The sequence below is a fragment of the Nocardia sp. NPDC059236 genome (assembly GCF_042754085.1).
Classification (GTDB): domain Bacteria; phylum Actinomycetota; class Actinomycetes; order Mycobacteriales; family Mycobacteriaceae; genus Nocardia.
Window position 1 is genome coordinate 70,482 of record NZ_JBHZAF010000028.1, and the last position, 18,379, is coordinate 88,860.

21 protein-coding genes are annotated in these 18,379 nt (G+C 68.0%); 6 read left to right on the plus strand and 15 right to left on the minus strand.

Annotated elements, in window-relative coordinates; genetic code table 11:
- Window positions 1-52: 52 nt before the first annotated feature.
- The gene (locus ACFXIV_RS42670; RefSeq protein ID WP_379402665.1) at window positions 53-1,195 is read left to right on the plus strand and encodes an acyl-CoA dehydrogenase family protein; all 1,143 of its coding nucleotides are present in this window, start codon (window positions 53-55) and stop codon (window positions 1,193-1,195) included.
- Between the two features lie 70 nt (window positions 1,196-1,265).
- On the opposite strand, the gene ACFXIV_RS42675 is transcribed toward ACFXIV_RS42670, so the two are convergent.
- A complete protein-coding gene (locus ACFXIV_RS42675; RefSeq protein WP_379402666.1) occupies window positions 1,266-1,589 on the minus strand; it encodes a hypothetical protein in 324 nt (107 codons plus the stop codon).
- A gap of 233 nt (window positions 1,590-1,822) precedes the next feature.
- Between ACFXIV_RS42675 and ACFXIV_RS42680 the strand changes: the two genes are divergently transcribed.
- Window positions 1,823-2,017, plus strand: coding sequence for a hypothetical protein (locus tag ACFXIV_RS42680; RefSeq protein WP_379402667.1), 195 nt, complete (start codon window positions 1,823-1,825; stop codon window positions 2,015-2,017).
- Window positions 2,018-2,074: 57 nt separating this feature from the next.
- Here ACFXIV_RS42680 and ACFXIV_RS42685 read toward each other — a convergent pair whose 3' ends face one another.
- The 3 genes from ACFXIV_RS42685 to msrB form a co-directional block, all read right to left on the minus strand.
- Window positions 2,075-3,289, minus strand: coding sequence for an FAD-dependent monooxygenase (locus ACFXIV_RS42685; protein ID WP_379402668.1), 1,215 nt, complete (start codon window positions 3,287-3,289; stop codon window positions 2,075-2,077).
- A 141-nt stretch (window positions 3,290-3,430) separates the two neighbouring features.
- On the minus strand, window positions 3,431-3,943 hold the full coding sequence (gene msrA / locus ACFXIV_RS42690; protein WP_379402669.1) for a peptide-methionine (S)-S-oxide reductase MsrA: 513 nt from the start codon (window positions 3,941-3,943) through the stop codon (window positions 3,431-3,433).
- A complete protein-coding gene (gene msrB, locus ACFXIV_RS42695; RefSeq protein WP_379402670.1) occupies window positions 3,940-4,395 on the minus strand; it encodes a peptide-methionine (R)-S-oxide reductase MsrB in 456 nt (151 codons plus the stop codon). The genes msrA and msrB overlap by 4 nt, the downstream gene beginning before the upstream one ends.
- 110 nt (window positions 4,396-4,505) lie before the next feature.
- Between msrB and ACFXIV_RS42700 the strand changes: the two genes are divergently transcribed.
- A complete protein-coding gene (locus tag ACFXIV_RS42700; RefSeq protein WP_379402671.1) occupies window positions 4,506-5,198 on the plus strand; it encodes a hypothetical protein in 693 nt (230 codons plus the stop codon).
- A gap of 16 nt (window positions 5,199-5,214) precedes the next feature.
- Here ACFXIV_RS42700 and ACFXIV_RS42705 read toward each other — a convergent pair whose 3' ends face one another.
- The 8 genes from ACFXIV_RS42705 to ACFXIV_RS42740 all read right to left on the minus strand — a co-directional run bounded on the left by ACFXIV_RS42705 (window position 5,215) and on the right by ACFXIV_RS42740 (window position 12,573).
- Window positions 5,215-5,448: a hypothetical protein gene (locus ACFXIV_RS42705; RefSeq protein WP_354849335.1), complete on the minus strand. Its 234-nt coding sequence runs from the start codon at window positions 5,446-5,448 to the stop codon at window positions 5,215-5,217.
- Between the two features lie 10 nt (window positions 5,449-5,458).
- Window positions 5,459-6,466, minus strand: coding sequence for a ferrochelatase (locus tag ACFXIV_RS42710; RefSeq protein ID WP_379402686.1), 1,008 nt, complete (start codon window positions 6,464-6,466; stop codon window positions 5,459-5,461).
- Window positions 6,467-6,580: 114 nt separating this feature from the next.
- A complete protein-coding gene (gene inhA / locus ACFXIV_RS42715) occupies window positions 6,581-7,420 on the minus strand; it encodes an NADH-dependent enoyl-ACP reductase InhA (RefSeq protein ID WP_379388415.1) in 840 nt (279 codons plus the stop codon).
- An 88-nt stretch (window positions 7,421-7,508) separates the two neighbouring features.
- Window positions 7,509-8,228, minus strand: a complete 720-nt coding sequence (gene fabG1 / locus ACFXIV_RS42720; RefSeq protein ID WP_364611676.1) for a 3-oxoacyl-ACP reductase FabG1 — start codon at window positions 8,226-8,228, stop codon at window positions 7,509-7,511.
- Between the two features lie 49 nt (window positions 8,229-8,277).
- Window positions 8,278-9,282: a VWA domain-containing protein gene (locus tag ACFXIV_RS42725; RefSeq protein ID WP_040863982.1), complete on the minus strand. Its 1,005-nt coding sequence runs from the start codon at window positions 9,280-9,282 to the stop codon at window positions 8,278-8,280.
- Window positions 9,283-9,299: 17 nt separating this feature from the next.
- The gene (locus ACFXIV_RS42730; protein ID WP_379402672.1) at window positions 9,300-10,274 is read right to left on the minus strand and encodes a DUF58 domain-containing protein; all 975 of its coding nucleotides are present in this window, start codon (window positions 10,272-10,274) and stop codon (window positions 9,300-9,302) included.
- 26 nt (window positions 10,275-10,300) lie between these two features.
- Window positions 10,301-11,542, minus strand: a complete 1,242-nt coding sequence (locus ACFXIV_RS42735; protein WP_379402673.1) for an AAA family ATPase — start codon at window positions 11,540-11,542, stop codon at window positions 10,301-10,303.
- Between the two features lie 116 nt (window positions 11,543-11,658).
- The gene (locus tag ACFXIV_RS42740) at window positions 11,659-12,573 is read right to left on the minus strand and encodes an SDR family oxidoreductase (RefSeq protein WP_379402674.1); all 915 of its coding nucleotides are present in this window, start codon (window positions 12,571-12,573) and stop codon (window positions 11,659-11,661) included.
- On the opposite strand from ACFXIV_RS42740, the gene ACFXIV_RS42745 reads away from it, so the two are divergent.
- Complete coding sequence (locus ACFXIV_RS42745; RefSeq protein ID WP_379402675.1) at window positions 12,539-13,003, plus strand: NUDIX hydrolase; 465 nt, start codon at window positions 12,539-12,541, stop codon at window positions 13,001-13,003. The genes ACFXIV_RS42740 and ACFXIV_RS42745 overlap by 35 nt on opposite strands.
- Before the next feature lie 24 nt (window positions 13,004-13,027).
- Window positions 13,028-14,380, plus strand: a complete 1,353-nt coding sequence (locus tag ACFXIV_RS42750) for an FAD-binding oxidoreductase (protein ID WP_379402676.1) — start codon at window positions 13,028-13,030, stop codon at window positions 14,378-14,380.
- On the opposite strand, the gene ACFXIV_RS42755 is transcribed toward ACFXIV_RS42750, so the two are convergent.
- Window positions 14,346-15,299, minus strand: a complete 954-nt coding sequence (locus ACFXIV_RS42755) for a LysR family transcriptional regulator (RefSeq protein WP_379402677.1) — start codon at window positions 15,297-15,299, stop codon at window positions 14,346-14,348. The genes ACFXIV_RS42750 and ACFXIV_RS42755 overlap by 35 nt on opposite strands.
- A gap of 92 nt (window positions 15,300-15,391) precedes the next feature.
- Between ACFXIV_RS42755 and mqo the strand changes: the two genes are divergently transcribed.
- Window positions 15,392-16,870: a malate dehydrogenase (quinone) gene (gene mqo / locus ACFXIV_RS42760; protein ID WP_379402678.1), complete on the plus strand. Its 1,479-nt coding sequence runs from the start codon at window positions 15,392-15,394 to the stop codon at window positions 16,868-16,870.
- On the opposite strand, the gene ACFXIV_RS42765 is transcribed toward mqo, so the two are convergent.
- Window positions 16,801-17,817, minus strand: a complete 1,017-nt coding sequence (locus ACFXIV_RS42765) for a YncE family protein (protein WP_379402679.1) — start codon at window positions 17,815-17,817, stop codon at window positions 16,801-16,803. The genes mqo and ACFXIV_RS42765 overlap by 70 nt on opposite strands.
- Before the next feature lie 10 nt (window positions 17,818-17,827).
- Window positions 17,828-17,956, minus strand: coding sequence for a hypothetical protein (locus ACFXIV_RS42770; protein WP_379402680.1), 129 nt, complete (start codon window positions 17,954-17,956; stop codon window positions 17,828-17,830).
- Window positions 17,957-18,379: the final 423 nt, after the last annotated feature.

The window sequence follows — 18,379 nt, forward strand, 5'->3', positions numbered from 1 at the left end:
AAATTGCGTGCTCCCTTGCACGCAATTGGGTGTCGGTCGTAATGTGACCGGTATGCCCGTCGATCGCCTGCTGCCCACGCCCGAAGCCCGCGACCTCATCGAGCTCACCCGCGATATCGCGGACAAGGTGCTCGAGCCCCAGGTCGTGGAGTACGAGAAGCAGGAGCGCTACCCCGCCGAGGCGTTCCGCGCGCTCGGTGCGGCGGGGCTGCTGAGCCTGCCGTATCCGGAGGAGTTCGGCGGGGCCGGGCAGCCGTACGAGGTGTATCTGCAGGTGCTCGAGGAGCTCGGCGCACGCTGGGCCGCGGTCGCGGTGGCGGTGAGCGTGCACAGCCTGTCGTGCCATCCGCTGTTCGCCTACGGCACCGACGAGCAGAAGCAGCGCTGGCTGCCGGAAATGCTGTCCGGCAATCTGATCGGCGCCTACAGCCTGTCCGAGTCACACGCCGGATCCGACGCTGCGGCCCTGCGCTGCCGGGCCGTCGAGGCCGAGGGCGGCTACCGGATCACCGGCACCAAGGCGTGGATCACCAACGGCGGCAAGGCCGATTACTACACCCTGTTCGCCCGCACCGGCGAGGGCTCACGCGGCATCTCGTGCTTCCTGGTCCCCGCCGGCACCGAGGGCCTGTCGTTCGGCAAGCCCGAGGAGAAGATGGGCCTGCGCGCGGTCCCGACCACCACCGCCGCCTACGACGACGTCTTCCTCCCGGCCGAGCGCCTCATCGGCGAACCGGGACAGGGCCTTCCGATCGCCTTCAGCGCCCTGGACTCCGGCCGCCTCGGCATCGCCGCCGTCGCCACCGGCATCGCCCAGCGCGCCCTCGACGACGCCGTCGCCTACGCCAAGGAGCGAGAAGCCTTCGGCCGCCCCATCATCGACCATCAGGGCCTCGGCTTCGTCCTGGCCGACATGGCCGCCGCCGTCGACTCCGCCCGCGCCACCTACCTCGACGCCGCCCGCCGCCGCGATGCCGGCCTCCCCTACTCCCGCCAGGCCAGCGTCGCCAAGCTCACCGCCACCGACGCCGCCATGAAGGTCACCACCGACGCCGTCCAGGTCTTCGGCGGCTACGGCTACACCCAGGACTTCCCCGTCGAGCGCTACATGCGCGAGGCCAAGATCACCCAGATCTTCGAGGGCACCAACCAGATCCAGCGCCTGGTCATCGCGCGGTCGCTGGCCAACGGCTGACCATCGCGAGAACGACAGTGTTCGGCCGTCCCGCGCGCCGCATGGGCGCGCGGGACGGCATCAGGAACGGTCACAGGCTGCCGAAGGGGTTCCAGGGGGTCGGCGCCGGGGCTTCGTCACGGTCGTGATGCCAGCGCCAGTCGTAGTCGCGCCACTCCCAGTGGCCACGACCGTGGTCGCAGCTCATCCCCCACTGGCCGCGGTCCTGCTGCCAGCTGTTCTGGCCGGTGTGATCGCAGTCCTGGCGCCAACCGTTGTCGTAGTCGTTGTCGGCCAAGGTGAGCGGCGCGGCCAGCACGGGCGCGGCGTAGCCGATCGGCAAGACTACGAGTGAGCCCATTACGAGAGCCCGAGCCAGCCGGTGTCGGGCGGGTGCCTTCTCGGAAATAGTCATGGCCATACCTCTTTCTCGGCACGGCCATAAAAGCGTCAGGATGGGGCACCCTCAACCGACGTGGCAACCACGCACTGCGCTCTACTGGCGGATTCGTGACCGTGACACTGGGTCCGGGACCATCACCGGATGGCCCAGCGGAAGATCGATGCTCGGTCCGCCTACAGTCTGGTCTCGTCACACGGCCCGCTCCTTGAACTCCTATGCTGAGATGAGACCACCGAGGAGTTGTCATGGGGCGAATCGTTTCGGCCGTGATCGGCGTCGTGTTGTGCATCATCGGAGTGATCTGGATCGTGCAGGGCACCGGTTCCCTGCACGGATCGCCCATGACCGGGCACTCCGAATGGAGTTACCTCGGTGGTGTTCTCGTCGTGGTGGGCGCGGGCCTGTTGCTCTGGACCGGGTACCGGGCGCTGCGTCGCTGACCGGCGCCCGCAACAGGCGAAATCCCCGAGTCGCCCCCGGGGATCACTGTGCCCGACTCACGCGGTAACCGTTACGTCCCAGTCGATGACGAAACGGTGCACCGGGCCGAACATCTTCTCCGGCTTGAGGAAGGTGCGGGTCGCGATAGGCATCATCAGACCGAACAGGGCCTTGGCGACCGGGCCGGAGGTCTTGCCGTTGTTGGTCTTGGCGGCATTGTCCGAGATGTCCTCGACGCGGGGGCGGCGCAGGCGCTCGTAGCCCGCGAAAGCCGCTGCGGGGTCCGGGATGTCACGCAGGCAGCGGGCCAGCTCGACGGCCGACTCGATGGCCAGCGACGCGCCCTGGCCCGAGCTGGAGGACGGGGCGTGCACGGCGTCGCCGACCAGGACCACACGACCGCGGAACCAGTTGGGCACGTGGGGCATCCGCTCCATCGGGCCGGTGACGATCATGTCCTCGACGCCGGCCTCGGCGAACAGCTGCTCGCCGGGAGTGTCGCCGATGTGGGCGGCGCGCAGCTTCGCCAGCCAGTCCTCGGCGGGCACGGCCTTCGCCTCGGCGAGGGTCATGGGCTGTTCCTGCGGGAAGTTGCTGAAGAAGACATACTTGCCGTTCGGCTGACGCCAGTAGCCGTAGAAGGCACGCTTGCCGAATGCGAAGTGCATCGCCTCGATATCGCCCTCGCCGCCGTCGGAAAGCTTTCCGTCCGGGGTGAATTCGCCGAAGCCGAAGCTCATCAGGCCGGTGTACTCCGGACCGGGGGCCTGCGGGTCGATCAGGGTGCGCACGGTGGAGTGGATGCCGTCCGCGCCGATCAGGATGTCGCCGGTGGCCGTGGTGCCGTCCTCGAACTGCGCGATCACGCCCGTCTCGGTCTGCTCGAGGTCGACCAGCCGCTTACCGTGCTCGATGGTGATGCCGTTGGCGACCGCGTGGTCGTGCAGCACCCGGAACAGGTCCGAGCGCAGGATGGTGCAGCTCGGCGGCAGGCCGGGCAGCGCGTCGACCTGCATGAGCGTGCGGCCCGTGCCGGTCTCCATCACCATGCTGTGCAGCGGGTGCCCGGCGGCCTCGACAAGCTTGTCCGCGCCGATGATCCCCAGCGCCGCAAGGCCGTTCGGCGCGACGGTGAGCATCGCGCCGGTGTCGGCCGCGGCCGGGTACGCCTCGTAAACCGTCGCCTCGATGCCGGCCTTCTGCAGCGCCAGCGCGGTCACCGGGCCCGCGATGCCGCCGCCGATGATCAGTGCCTTCTTGATGCCGTTCATGACTATTGCCTTCCCCGGTTCCTTCGATCACCCTCGCGACCGCTGCAGTAATAGTATCCATGCAACTAGTTTCTGCGCAACTAGTTTGTGGAACAAAAAGGGGCCTCACCGGGGACACGCCCCGATGAGGCCCACTCGGATCTACGCCGTGGCCTGCCGTTTCGGCAGCTTCCAGCCCGGCCGCGGGAAGTGGCAGGTGTAGCCGTTCGGGTACCGCTCCAGGTAATCCTGGTGCTCCGGCTCGGCCTCCCAGAACGTGCTCGCCGGGGTCACCTCGGTGACCACCTTGCCCGGCCACAGGCCCGACGCGTCGACGTCGGCGATGGTGTCCTCGGCGACCCGCTTCTGCTCGTCGTCCAGGTAGAAGACGGCAGAGCGGTAGCTCGTCCCGATGTCATTGCCCTGCCGATCCTTGGTGCTCGGATCGTGGATCTGGAAGAAGAACTCCAGCAGCGCACGGTAATCCGTCTGCGCGGGGTCGTAGACGATCTCCACCGCCTCCGCGTGCCCGGGGTGATTGCGGTAGTTCGGGTTGTCGTTGCGACCACCCGTGTAACCCACCCGGGTCGACAGCACACCCGGCTGCTTCCGGATGAGATCCTGCATGCCCCAGAAGCATCCGCCGGCCAGAATGGCCTTCCGCGTGTCGGTCACGCTTCCTCCTTCGTGAACAGAGACTTGTACTGGCCGTAGCCCTCGGCCTCGAGCTGGTCGAGGTGGATGAACCGCAGCGACGCCGAGTTGATGCAGTAGCGCAGCCCACCCGCATCGCGCGGCCCATCGGTGAACACATGACCCAGATGGCTGTCGCCGTGCGACGAGCGCACCTCGGTCCGGATCATGAAGTGACTCAGATCCCGCTTCTCGACCACATTGGCGTTGTCGATCGGCTTGGTGAAACTCGGCCACCCCGATCCGCTCTCGAACTTGTCCGTCGACGCGAACAACGGCTCACCGGACACCACATCCACATAGATACCAGGCTCGTGGTTGTCCCAGTACTCGCCCGTGAACGCCCGCTCGGTCCCGTTCTCCTGCGTGACGTGATACTGCTCAGGCGACAGCGCGGCCACAGCCGCCGGATTCCGGTTGTACTCCCGTGCCACATGACCTCCTTGATCGGCCTCAGCTACAACCCACCCTGCCCGCTGGAAAGTCCACCCTCAACCCCGCGTCATACTTCTGTCACCATTGGCCGCCGGGCATACTCACCAGCGTGAGCGCGCCCGGGAACGAGACCGACGACGATCAGGTACCCGCGTGGGCGCGGCGAACAGCAGGGGAATCGCGGTGGGCGGCGACCGCGGCGATCGTCGGAATCCTGGTCGTGCAGTTCTTTCTGCCCGCGCAATTCACGGCCGGACCGCGCTGGGTGGTCCCGGGCATCGGGCTGCTGTTGCTGATCGTCCTGATGATCGGCAACCCCGTCCGGCTGGACCGGGACGAGATCCGCCTGCGCCGCTTCAGCCTGCTGTTGATGGCGCTGCTCGGATTCGCCATGGTGTGGTCGGTGGCGCACCTGGTGCGGGCGCTGATCAATGGCTCGGTCAGCGACAACGCAGCCGGCCTGCTGACCTCCGGCGGCGCGGTCTGGCTGACCAATGTGCTCGTATTCGCGCTCTGGTACTGGGATTTCGACCGCGGCGGGCCCGCCGCCCGAGCCCACGCCCGTAAGCCCTATCCCGACTTCCTGTGGGTGCAGATGCAGAATCCGGCTCTCACGGATCCCGAGTGGGAACCGCAATTTCCGGATTACCTCTACCTGTCCTTCACCAACGCCACCGCGTTCAGCCCGACCGACGTGATGCCCATGTCCCGCTGGGCGAAAACCCTGATGATGATCCAATCGGCGATCTCACTGATCACCGTGAGCCTGGTCATCGCCCGCGCGGTCAACGTCCTGAAGTAGTGCCGAACCTGTTGTGTCAGCGGTTGAACCACATGTCGGCGACCAGCATGATCACCGCGACACCGACGAAGGCGGCGGCGAAGCCGATGGACTGGCCGATAGTGCCGACGATGCCGGCGGCGAGGAACAGCGTCAGGACCGGCGCCCAGACGAACATGTCCGGCGGGCCGAAGGTGCGCTGCTTGCGGGCGGCGGCACCGCTCGAGGCGGGCTGGCGGCGTTGCGGGGTTCCGCGTCCGGGTGTAGTCACCTGGGCGAGACTACAATTCGGCGGCCGCCGGTGCCACCGCGGGGCGGCGCGGCGGGAGCACACAGCAGCCCACAACGCAGGGCGCGCCGTTGACGGTGCAGCCCAGGGCGGTGATCTCGCTCAGGCGGGTCGGGGCGGCGGCGGTGCGGTACTCGTCCACCAGGTCGGCGACCAGCTGCGCATAGCGCGGGTCCGGGCCGGGTGTGGCGGCGCGGGCGAAGGCCATGCCCAGTTCGGCGGCCCGCTCCTTCGCCTCGTTGTCCAGGTCCCAGATGACCTCGAGGTGATCGGAGACGAAACCGACCGGGCACACCACGACCGCGTCCACGCCACGCTCGGCGAGGGCGTCGAGGTGGTCGACGATGTCGGGATCCAGCCATGGGATCTGCGGCGGGCCGGAACGCGACTGCCACACCAGGTCGTAGTCGTCGAATCCGGTTGCGGCAGCGCACAATCGGGCCGCCTCGGCGACCTGACCGCTGTAGAGGTGCTGCTCGGCGGGCGGGCCGGAGGCGACATCGGCGGAGACCGGCACCGAGTGGGCGGTGAAGACCAGGCGGGCGGACTCACGTTTGTCGACCGGCAGTTCCGCGACGGCCGCGCGGATCGAGTCCGCGAAGGCTCCGATGAACAGCGGATGGTCGAAATACTGGCGCAGCTTCACCAATTCGGGCGCGTCGGCGACCGCGGCCCGGGCGCGCACGATGTCCTCGTGATACTGCAGGCAGCCGGAGTACCCGCCCCACGCCGAGGTCGGGAACACCAGCGCGGACCGGACACCGTCCGCGCGCATGCGCTCGACGGTCTCCTCGACCATCGGATGCCAATTGCGGTTGCCGAAGTACACCGGCAGATCGATACCGCGCGTGGCGAATTCGGCCTCGATGGCCTTGATGATGTCCAGGTTCAGGGCATTGATCGGCGATACCCCGCCGAAGTGCAGGTAGTGCTGCGCGACTTCGGCGAGACGCTCCGGCGGCACGCCCCGGCCCCGAGTGACGTTCTCCAGGAACGGCATCACATCCTCGGGGCGCTCGGGACCGCCGAAGGACAGCAGTAGCAGGGCGTCCACTTCACGAGCCGTGGGCTCCGCAGCCACTGCTCTCCTCCTTACCCTCGAGTCTCTACCGGTTCAGTTGGCGCCGAAGCCGTCCGCCGGGAACCAGGTGTTGTGGCTGGCGCCGCCGTCGACGTAGATGATCGAACCGGTGGTGCCCGGCAGCCAATCCGACAGCAGGGTCACCACGGACTTGGCGACGACCGTCGGGTCGTCGACATCCCAGCCGATCGGGGACGCGCCGTCCCAGTAGGTGTTGAGCATGTTCAGTTGCTTGGCGTCATCGGTGGCGGTGCCCGCGATGGCCTTGGCGGCGAGGGTCTTGATCGGACCGGCGGCGATCAGGTTGGAGCGAACCTTCTTGGCCTCGCCCACCTCTCGCGCCACGTACCGGTTCACCGACTCGAGCGCGGCCTTGGCCACACCCATCCAGTTGTAGTACGGCATCGCGGTGCGCGGATCGAAGTCCATGCCCACGATGGAGCCGCCCTCGTTCATGACCGGCAGCACGGCGCGGGCCAGCGAGGCGTAGGACCACGCCGAGATCTCGAACGCCTTGGCGGCGTCGGCGCCGGGGCCGTCGAGGAACGGCAGGGCCTCCGGGCCCATCAGGGTGCGCGGCGCGAACGCGATCGAGTGCAGCACACCGTCGATGCCCTCGGGCGCCAGCTCGCGGACCTTGTCGGCGAGCTCGGCCAGGTTCTCCTCATTGGTCACGTCCAGGCCGATGGCCGGGGGGACCTCCTGCGGCAGGCGCTTGGCGATGCGGTCGATGAGCCGCAGGCGCTCCGGGATACCGGTGATGATCACCTTCGCGCCCTGCTCCTGCGCGACCGCGGCCGCGTGGAAGGCGATGGACGAATCGGTGATGATGCCGGTGATGAGGACGGTTTTGCCGTCGAGCAATCCAGCCATGGGGTGGTCGGTTCTCCTCGTTTGAAAAGTGCTGGGGTTGAGGGTTCTGGTCGGGCCTGAGCGCACTGTGCCGTGCACAGTGAAAAGCTCAGTGGCCCATGCCCATACCGCCGTCGACGGGGATGATCGCGCCGGAGATGTAGGAGGCGTCGTCCGAGGCGAGGAAGCTGATCACACCGGCGACGTCCTCGGCCTGACCGATCCGGCCCGCGGGGATGAAATCGAGTGCGGTCTTGCGCATCTCCGGGGTCATCTCGTCACGGGTCATGTCGGTGTCGATCAGCCCGGGCGCGACCACATTCGCGGTGATGTTGCGCTTGCCGACCTCACGGGTGATGGCGCGCGCCATACCGACCAGACCGGACTTGGCCGCCGCGTAGCTGACCTGCGCCGGCGCACCGATCTGACCGACCACCGAGCCGAGGAAGATGACGCGGCCGAAGCGGTTCTTGAGCATATTGCGGTTGGCGCGCTGGGCGACTCGCCACGCACCGGTCAGGTTGGCGTCGATGACCTTCGAGAACGACTCCTCGCTCATGCGCATGAACAGGACGTTGTCCACGATGCCCGCATTGGCGACGACGACCTCGACCGGACCCTGGTGCGCCTCCACCTCGGAGAACGCGCGATCGACCGATTCGGCATCGGTCACATCGCATTTCACGCCGAAAAGCCCCTCGGGGACGCCGGACCCACGATGAGTCACGGCGACCTTGTGTCCGTCGGCGAGCAGGCGCTGGGCGACCGCGAGACCGATGCCGCGGTTACCGCCGGTCACCAGTACCGACCGGGATGTGATGTTCGACATAAGGGCAAACCTATCTGTTCGTGTTCGGGACTCGGCGCGCGGTACCGATTTACGGCAGACGCTGACGATAGAGCAGAGCGGTGAGCACGCCACCGGCGGTCACCAGCAGGCCGAGCAACAGCCACGGGCGGCTGGCGTCGCCCATGGTGGTCTCGTAGCCGATCTGCTCTTCCAAATGGCCATAGACGTTCTTGAGTTCCTCCAGCGTGGAGGCGGTGAAGAACTCGCCGCCGGACAACTTCGCGATCTCGCGCAGCGAATCGTCGTCCACCGGCACCCGCACCCGCTGCGAACCCTTGCCGTCCTGATCCGGAATCTCGACGGTGCCCCAGGTGGTGCCGAACGAAATCGTCGACACCGGAACGCCTTTCTCCTTCGCCAGCCGTGCGGCGGTGAAGCCGTGGCGAGGGTTCTCGACGTCCTTGTCGTCCGGAACGGTCTGCTTACCGTCGGACATCATCACGATCTGGGCCGGCGGCGGCTTCTCCGCGCCGCCCAGCACCGACGCCAGTGTGTCGATCGACTGCAGGGCGGTGAGAATGCCCTCGCCGGTGGCGGTGCGCTCGGCCAGCTTCATATTGTCGATGGCCGCCTTGACCGCTTCCCGGTTGGTCGTCGGCGACACCTGCACCGACGCGGTACCGGCGAAGGTGACCAGGCCCAGGTTGATACCGGGCGTCAGATTGTCCGCGAACTCCTTGGCGGCCTTCTTGGCCACCTGAATTCGGCTGGGCGGCACGTCGGTCGCCTCCATGGACAGCGACACGTCGATCACCAGGATGACCGTGGCCCGGTTGCGCGGCACCTTCTTGGCCGCGGTCGGACCGGCGGCGGCGAAGGTCAGGAAGATCAAGCCCACCAGGGTGAGCGCCACCGGGATGTGCCGCCACGGCTTGGGCTGCGAGGGTGCGACCTTCTCCAGCAGATCCATATTGGCGAAGCGCAGCATGTGCTTTCGCCGCCGCTGCTGGATCAGGATGTAGATCAGCGCGATCGCGGCCAGCACGGCCAGGAAGCCCAGCCAGTACTGCGCCGTGAAATGCGAAAGGCTCAAAGTGACATTGCCAATGCTCACTGTCGCGGCACCCGCCCGGCAGTCGGGGCGCCGAAGGTATGGCGCCGGGTCGACACGAATCTGACCACGTCCGCGATCCAGTCGCGATCGGTGCGCAGGGTCATCACCGGCGCACCGCAGCTGCGCAGCGCCTGCTCGACCTGGTCGCGATGACGCTGCGCGGCGCGCGCGAAATCGGCACGGAGCGTGGGGGTCACACTGAATTCCCGGGTCCGGCCCGACTCCGGGTCGTGCAGGACCACATCGCCGACGTCCGGGAGTTCCAGATCGCGCGGGTCGAGCACCTCGACGCCGAGCAGGTCGTGGCGGCCGGAGATGGCGCGCAGCGAACGCTGCCAGTCGATGTCCCCGAGGAAATCGGAGACGACCACGGCCAGACCGCGTTTGCGCTGCGGGCGGCGCAGGGCCTCGATGGCCCCGCGCAGATCACCGCGCACCCCGTCGGGAGCGTGCGGGGTGGTCGCGATCTTGCGCAGCATCGCCTGCTCGTGCACGCGGCCGCTGCGGGCCGGAATGCGGATCAGCTGCTGGCCATTGGCCACCACCGCACCGATCCGGTTGCCGCCGCCACTGGTCAGATGCGTGACCGCGGCCGCCGCGGCGACCACCAGATCCCGCTTCTCGCACAGCGCGGTACCGAAGTCGACACTGGCCGACAGGTCGATGACCAGCCAGGTCTCGAGTTCGCGGTCGGCGATCATCTGCCGCACGTGCGGATGGGTGGTGCGGGCGGTGACCGACCAATCCATCTGCCGCACATCGTCGCCCGGCTGATACATGCGGGCATCGCCGGGTTCGGAGCCGGGGCCGGGGATCAGGCCCAGGTGGTCACCGTGCAGCACGCCGTCCAGGCGCCGGCGCACGGTGAGTTCGAGCGTCTTCAACGCCGCCGACAACCGCGGGTCGGTCAACTGCCCCTGCCGGAACGAGGGCGGGGCGTGCGTGGAGCCGCTGGGGGGTGAGATCGTCACGGGCGCAATCGATTCCGAGACCGGCCTCACTTCGGCTGCGGCTGACCGGGAACTCCGGACACCTGACCGTTGGGGGGCTGCGGAATACCCTGCTGCGGCGGCTGCGGAATGCCCTGGGCGGGTACGCCGGGCTGCTGCGGGGCGGCGCCGTGCGGGACCATCACCGGCGGCTGCGCCGGGGCGGGCATCGGGGCGGCGGGTGCGGGGGCGCCGGCCGGGGCATTGGCCTGGGCGGCGACCTGCGGCAGGCCGACGGTCTGCAGCACGCGCTTGATCACGTCGTCGGGGCTGACCTCGTCGGCGAGGGCGTCGTAGGACAGCACCAGGCGGTGGCGCAGCACGTCCGGGATCACCTCGACGACATCCTGCGGGACCACGTAGTCGCGGCCGCGGATCAGCGCGACCGCGCGGGCCGCGGCGATGATGCCGAGCGAGGCGCGCGGCGAGGCGCCGTAGGAGATCCAGCCGGCCACGTCCTGCATGCCGAAGTCGGCGGGCTTGCGGGTCGCGGCGATCACGCGGACCACGTAGTCGACCAGCGCGTGGTGGACGAACGTATTGGCGGCCACGCTCTGCAGCCGGACCAGTTCCTCCGGATCGAGCACCCGCTTGGCCTCCGGCGGGGTGACACCCATCCGGTAGATGATCTCGCGCTCCTCCTCGACGGAGGGGTAGTCCACGACGACCTTGAACAGGAAGCGGTCGCGCTGCGCCTCGGGCAGCGGGTACACGCCCTCCGACTCGATCGGGTTCTGGGTCGCCATGACCAGGAACGGATTCGGCATCGGGTAGGTCTTGCCGCCGATGGAAACGTGCCGCTCGGCCATCACCTCGAGCAGTGCGGACTGCACCTTGGCGGGCGCGCGGTTGATCTCGTCGGCGAGCACGAAGTTGGCGACGACCGGGCCCAGCTCGGTGTCGAACTCCTCGCGGCCCTGCCGGTAGATGCGGGTACCCACGAGGTCGGTGGGCACCAGGTCCGGGGTGAACTGCACGCGCGAGAAGCTGCCGCCCACCACCTTCGCGAAGGTCTCCACGGCCAGGGTCTTGGCGATACCCGGCACGCCCTCCAGCAGCACGTGCCCCTTGGCGAGGACACCGACCAACAGCCGCTCGACCAGCCGATCCTGACCGACGATCACCCGCTTGACTTCGTAGATCGCCTTTTCCAGGGTCTGGACATCGCGCTCGAGGGTGTTCGGAGGCGAGGGTGGTGCATCCTTCACCGTGCTTACCCCGCTCACACCGTCAGTCGAAGTCACCAACATCCCCGCTTTCGCCTTGGTCCTGTGCGTTCCGCCCCAACTATTCCAGGTATCTCGCGCAATTGCCGCACCCGGATCCGATCGCGGCGCGAATTTCGGTCGTGAAATGTGGCTTTCGGCTATTTCCTGGCCGTGGTGGCGTGGTCGAGGACCAGTTCGACGGCGTCGGCGACGGGGGTGTGACCGTCGGTCAGTTCGATGATGACGCGGTTGAGGGCGGGACGGTGCAGGGCGACGTCGATGAAGGCGGCGACGTCGTCGCGGTGGACGTTGCCGTATTCGATTGCCAGTCCGGCTGTGACCAGGCCTTTTCCGGGTTCGTTGCGCAGTGTGCCGGGACGCACGATGAGCCAGTCGAGGTCGGTCGCGACGAGGTAGGCGTCGGCCATCTTCTTCACGCGCATGTAGTGCTCGAAGGCGGGTGTCGTATTGAGATCGCGACCCGCGTCGGGGAACACGGACACCAGAATGAAACGGGCAACACCGGCAAATCGGGCAGCATCGGCCGACTTTTCCAGTCCCCTGCCATCGATCAGCGAGGTCTGGTCCATCCCGGTGCCGTGCGCGCCCGCGGAGAAGACGATGGCGTCATGGCCGTGGAATTTGGCGGCGAGTTCGTCCACCGAATCGGTGACCAGGTCGCCGGCCACCGGGGTCGCGCCGGTCGCGGCGATCACCGCCGCCTGGTCCGGGTTGCGGTGCATGCCGGTGACCGTGTCACCGCGGCCGGTCAGCAGCGTCGACAGACGGCGTCCGATGCCGCCGGCCGCTCCGATCTGGAATACCTTCATCGGTGACTCCTCTCGTAGGCGGGCACACCCCCAGCTTTCCATCGGACCGGCGGAAGGATTCGATCGGTACCAGAAAGTTTCCGGAGCACCGATGCGCGGGGCGAAGATGCGTCTAATCTTGCGAATGTCTCTGCCGCCGACCGCTTCTGCGCCGGTAGCGTTGTCGGTATCGGTCGACGGTGTCCGGTGATACGGGATGTGGTGTGACGTGTGGGATTTCGAGGTTTCGCCCAGGCAATCCATCGGCGAGACGGTGCTGGAAGAACTCCGGGAGCGGGCGGCCGCCGACGGGGTCGCGCTACGGGTGGGAGTGGTTGTCGAACACAATGACGCGGTACTGATGCTCGAGCACGAGGAGCACGTCGAGGGACGCAGCCCGCTACACCTGCCCGGGACGGTGGTCCGCCCGGGCGAGTCGCTGGCCGGCGCGGTGGTGCGGGCGGTGCAGGAGGAGACCGGGCTCGCAGTGGTCGACATCGTGCGCCACCTCGGCAGCTTCGACTACCTCTCGAGTGCCGGAAAGCGGGTCCGCAGAGAGCATTTCGCGGCCTCGGTGGCGAGTTCTGGGCCGGTGCGGGTCACGAACTACGCCGAATACCGCTGGGTCCCGCTCAGTGGCGAACTGCCGGTCACCCCGTCGATCCGCCGTATTCTCGAGACGTACCAGGAGTAGCCACTCGCCGCTGCGGAGGACCACATGCTCGAGATCGACACTCGTCCGGTGGTCCTCGACCAATTCACGGTCGACGAGACCGGCCGGGCGGGGCAGCGTCCCCGCGGCGTCGTCTATCCGGTCGCCGCCGAGGACGTGGTGACCGTGGTCGACTGGGCCCGGGAACACCGCACGCCATTGATCGCGCGCGGGGCGGGGACCAGCCTGGAAGGGCATCTCCTGGCCCGGGGTGACGAGCTGATCCTGGATTTCACGCAAGCCGACAAGATCCTCGACATCTCCCCCGGCGACTTCACCGCCACCGTGCAGCCCGGCGTCAGCCGAACCCGGCTCAATGCGGCGGCCGCCGAATTCGGGCTGCAGTTCACGGTGGATCCCGGTGCCGACGCGTCACTGGGCGGGATGGCGGCCACCAATGCCAGCGGCACCACCACCGTCCGTTACGGCGGCATGCGGGCCAATGTGCTCGCGTTGCAGGCGGTGTTCGCCGACGGCACCGTCACCCGGATCGGGCGCGCGGTGCGCAAATCCTCGAGCGGATACGACCTGAAGGACCTGCTCATCGGGTCGGCGGGCACGCTCGGGATCATCACCGAACTGACCGTGAAGCTGCATCCGATTCCGGAATGGATTCACTCGCTGCGCATTTCGTTCCCGACGGTGGCCGATGCCGTGGACACCGCGGTCGAGATGCTGGGCGCGGCATTGCCGGTGAGCCGGCTGGAACTGGTGGATGCGCCGAGCATGGCGGCCATCAACGTGTTCCGCGGTACCGCGTACGCCGAGACGCCCGCCCTGTTCATCGACATCGAATCCGGGTCGTCCGCGGCGGTGGCCGCCAATGAGCAGGAGATCGGGCGGATCGCCGACGCACACGACGCGATCGAGGTGGCGACCGCACGCACGCACGGGGATCGGCATGCGCTCTGGGAGGATCGGCACAATCTCTACTTCGCGGTCAAGGCGGGCAATCCCGGCTGCCGGTTCATGATCACCGATACCGCCGTGCCCTATTCGCGGATCGCGGGGGCCGTGGAGACCGCCACCCGGCTGGGGGCGGAACTCGGGCTGAACATCACCGTCGCGGGGCATATCGGGGACGGGAACGTCCACACCATCGTTCCCTATACCGAGGCCGAATACGAGGCTGCGCAGCAGTTCTCGGATCTGGTGGTGCGGCATGCGCTCGAGGTCGGCGGCACCGCCACCGGTGAGCACGGGATCGGGCTGGCCAAGAAGAAGTACCTGCGGGAAGAGCACGGGGCCGCGGTGGACCTGATGGCGGCGGTGAAGCGGGCGCTCGACCCGCTGGGACTGCTCAACCCCGGCAAGGTGCTCGACGTCAACCCGGGAAATCCGCTTCCCAACGGTCCCTGACCACGGTCTCGCGCGCATGCTCGAGGTACGACATGGCATGCGCCGCAACATGATCGCGCAGGCGCGCCACCGCGGGCGTCGGGCGGTGATTGCCCGAGACCAGGCCGATGCTGCGCTCCCGCTCCCCGGTCAGGGGGACACGCGTGAGGCCGGGGTGCGGGGTCTCCGGGGCCGGGAGCACCGCGATGCCGAGGTTCTGGGCGACCAGGGCACGCAGGGTTTCGAACTCGGTGATCTCGAAGCCGACATTCGGGGTGAATCCGGCGTCGGCGCACCAGGAGTCGACGAGCCTGCGCAGGTGGTAGGTCGGCGGATTGGCGATGAACGGCTCGTCGGCGAGTTCGGCGAGATCGACCAGTCCGCGGGTCGCGAGCGGGTGGGCGTTCGCGACATAGAGGTGCAGGCGCTGGAACCCGAGGATGATCGCGGGCAGGTCATCGGGCGCGGGGATGGTGACGGCCAGATCGAGGCGACCCTCGCGGACCATCTCGACCAGGGCCGTGCCGTGCGCCTGCACCAGACTCAGGCGGATGCGGGGTGCGCCCGCGTGGAAGTCGGCCAGCAGTGACGGGATGCTGACCGGGCCCAGGGTGAAGGGGAAGCCGAAGCGGACCAGGCCGCTCTCCGGATCGGCGTCGCTGCGGACCACGTCGACCGCATCGCCGAGGGCCTGGACCAGTCCGCGCGTGCGGTCGAACAGCTCCTGGCCCGCGGCGGTGAGCGCGACTCGGCGACCGACCGGTTGGAACAACTTCACCCCGACGGCCTGCTCGACCGCTTTCAACCGGCGGCTCAGCGACGACTGCGGCACACCGAGCCGCTGCGCCGCGCGCGTGATATGCCCCTCGGCCGCGGCCGCGTCGAACGCCGCGAGCAGCGGGATCAGGGCCTCGACCTGGGCAGACGGCAATCCATCCATATTCGGATCATAATCGCTCGAAATGAACATTGGACGGATGAATGGGCGCGGCGTGACGATTGTCGGTACCAGCAGCCGAGGAGGTCAGTCAGATGGACACGCACGCCGACAGCACCGAATCCCACACGGACACAGCGATTCTCGATGTCGCACTGATCGGGGGCGGCATCATGTCCGCCACGCTCGGTGCGATGATCGCGGCGCTGCAACCGGATTGGTCGATGGTCCTGCTGGAACGGCTCGATCGGGTCGCGGCGGAGAGCTCGGATCCGTGGAACAACGCGGGCACGGGACACTCGGGCTTCTGCGAACTCAACTACATGCCGGATGCGGGCGATCCGAGCAAATCGGCCGAAATCGCGTCCATGTTCGCGCTGTCGCGGCAGCTCTGGGCGGGCCTCGCGGATCGGGGCATGCTGCCGGATACGACCTTCGTCACCGCGACGCCGCATATGGATGTGGTGTTCGGTGAGCGGGATGTGACATATCTGCGCCGGCGTTTCGAGACGCTCCGGGCACTGCCCGCGTTCTCGGCGATGGAGTACAGCGAGGATCCGGCCGTGATCGCGCGGTGGGCTCCCCTGCTCATGGGCGGACGTGAACCTGGTGAGCCGGTGGCGGCCACCCGGTGCGAGGGCGGCACCGACGTCGATTTCGGAGCGCTCACCGCATCCCTGGTAAAGGCCATGACCGGTGCGGGCGGTCAGCTGCGCACCGGCCGCGAGGTCACCGGGCTGCGGCGCGGCGACGACGGTATCTGGACGGTGACCGGACGCGATCGGAACAGCAAGCAGCGCTTCACCATCCGCGCGCGCTTCGTGTTCGTCGGGGCGGGCGGCTACGCCCTGAAGCTGCTCCAGAAGGCCCGGATTCCCGAGGTCCGCGGTTACGGGGTGTTCCCGGTCGGTGCGCAGTTCCTGCGCACCGACAACCCCGACGTCGTGGCCCGCCACGAGGCGAAGGTCTACAGCCAGGCGCTGGTCGGCGCTCCCCCGATGTCCGTGCCGCACTTGGACAAACGCATCGTCGACGGCGAATCGTCGCTGCTGTTCGGTCCTTACGCCACGTTCAGTACGCGGCTGCTCAAGCACGGCAGGCTCACCGATCTGTTCACCACCCTGCGGGTCTCGAATATCGTGGCGCTGGTGGCCGCGGGCGTCCAGAACCTGCCGCTGGTGCGCTATCTGATTCGCGAACTGCTCTCGACACGCCGCCGCAAATTCGCACAGCTGCAACGGTTCTACCCCGACGCCGACCCCGCCGACTGGTACCTGGTGCAGGCCGGTCAGCGCGCCCAGCTGGTCAAACCCGACCCCGACCGCCTCGGCGTGCTGACCATGGGCACCGAGCTGGTCACCGGCGCGGACGGCACCATCGCGGGGCTGCTGGGCGCGTCGCCCGGTGCCTCGACCGCGCCGGCCATCATGGCCGACCTGTTGAACCGGTGCTTCCCGCAGCAGCACTCGCAGTGGGAATCGACGCTGCGGGAACTCATGCCGGGCTATGCCGACGGCTCGAACTCCCAGAGCGTGGGTGCCCTGCCCGACGTCCCGGTGGCGATCGGAAAGTAGCTGTGATGATCGGCGGGATCGACGACCACGATGTGCGCGCCGTCCGCGAGGTGCGCGGCCCCGGCCGGTTTCGGATGTCCGTCCCGCCGATCGAAGACGCTCACCCACCCGCTCTCACTGGCCACGTACACCCGTTGCGGACCCGGGTCGTAGGCGAGGACATCGGGCGTTTCCCCCACGCTGTTGTGGTCGATCACTGCATGTTTCGCGAGATCCACCGTGATGAGGGTCGCGTTGTCCTCGCATCCGACGTACATGATCTGCGCGCTTGCATCGAGTGCCTGACCATGCGGCCCCGAACATCCGGGTGTGGGGATGCGATCGATGACGGTCAGCGAATCCGGTGCGATGACGGCGAGCTCGCCGCGGCCCTGCACCGCGACCACCATCCGATCGACCGTGGCGTCGTAGACGACATTGCCCACCTCCCCGCCCAGTGCGACGGTGCCGCGGACGGTTCCGCCGTCCGCGTCGACGACGCTCTCGGTGCCCGCTCGCTCGTTGGTGGTCCACACCGCGTTCCGCACCGGGTCGTAGGCCAGTCCGTCGGGATAGGCGCCGGTCGGGGCGGTGAACAGCACCGCCCCGCTGTCCTCGTCCAGTGCCATGACCTGATCGCGGCCCGTCACGGTGGCGTACAGGCGATGCTTCCCGGGGACGACCAGCACGCCGTGCACATCGGGCGCGTCGGGGATAGTCCGAACCACGGTGTGTGCCCGTACATCGACCTCGACGATCTCACCGGCCCCCATGTGCGCCAGGAACATCAGCCCGCGGCCGGAATCCAGGCTCGCATAATCGAATCGGCCGGAGCCCCCGGTCACGTCGACCTCCGCGACCATGCGCAGCGGCAGCTGCCCGCCGGTCGTGGCCGGTCCCTGGGCAGCGGAGCAGGCCGCCGCCACCATGGCCCCGGCCAGCACCCACCCCACCCGTCTCGACCACATCCGGCTCACCTCATGGGACTCGGCAGACGTCGCGGAACAGCGCGGCGGCCGCGTTGGCGGGCTCGATCAGGCGGGGATCGTCGTAGAAGTCGATCTGGCCGACCGAGTTCAGCCACAGCTCCGATTTCGGGGATGCCACCGCAGCATAGAACGTGCGGACCCAGGGCGGGACCAACGCGTTCTCGGATGCATCAGCAGGAAGGAAACCGTCAGTCGCGCGGCGGCCTCCTGGGCGTCGAAACCGGCCGTGTGCTCGAAGGATTCGACCGCGAAACCATTCGTATAGTTGGGGACCGCACCGCGCGGGGTGCCGTAGTACTCGAACGCCTCCCGCAGCAGTATGGCGACATCCCCGTTGCCGGCCGCCACGGCCAGGATGGTCGCGACCCGCTCACGCGGTTGTTCATGATCGGCATGTGCGCTGAACGCGCGACGGGCGGGTCTCGGTGCCAGCCAGCTCAGTGGAATCCCAGGGTTAGGTCGCGGCGCAGGACTTTGCCGGTGGCATTGCGCGGCAAGGGTTGCGCGGTGACCAGCCAGCGCGCGGGCACCTTGAAATAGG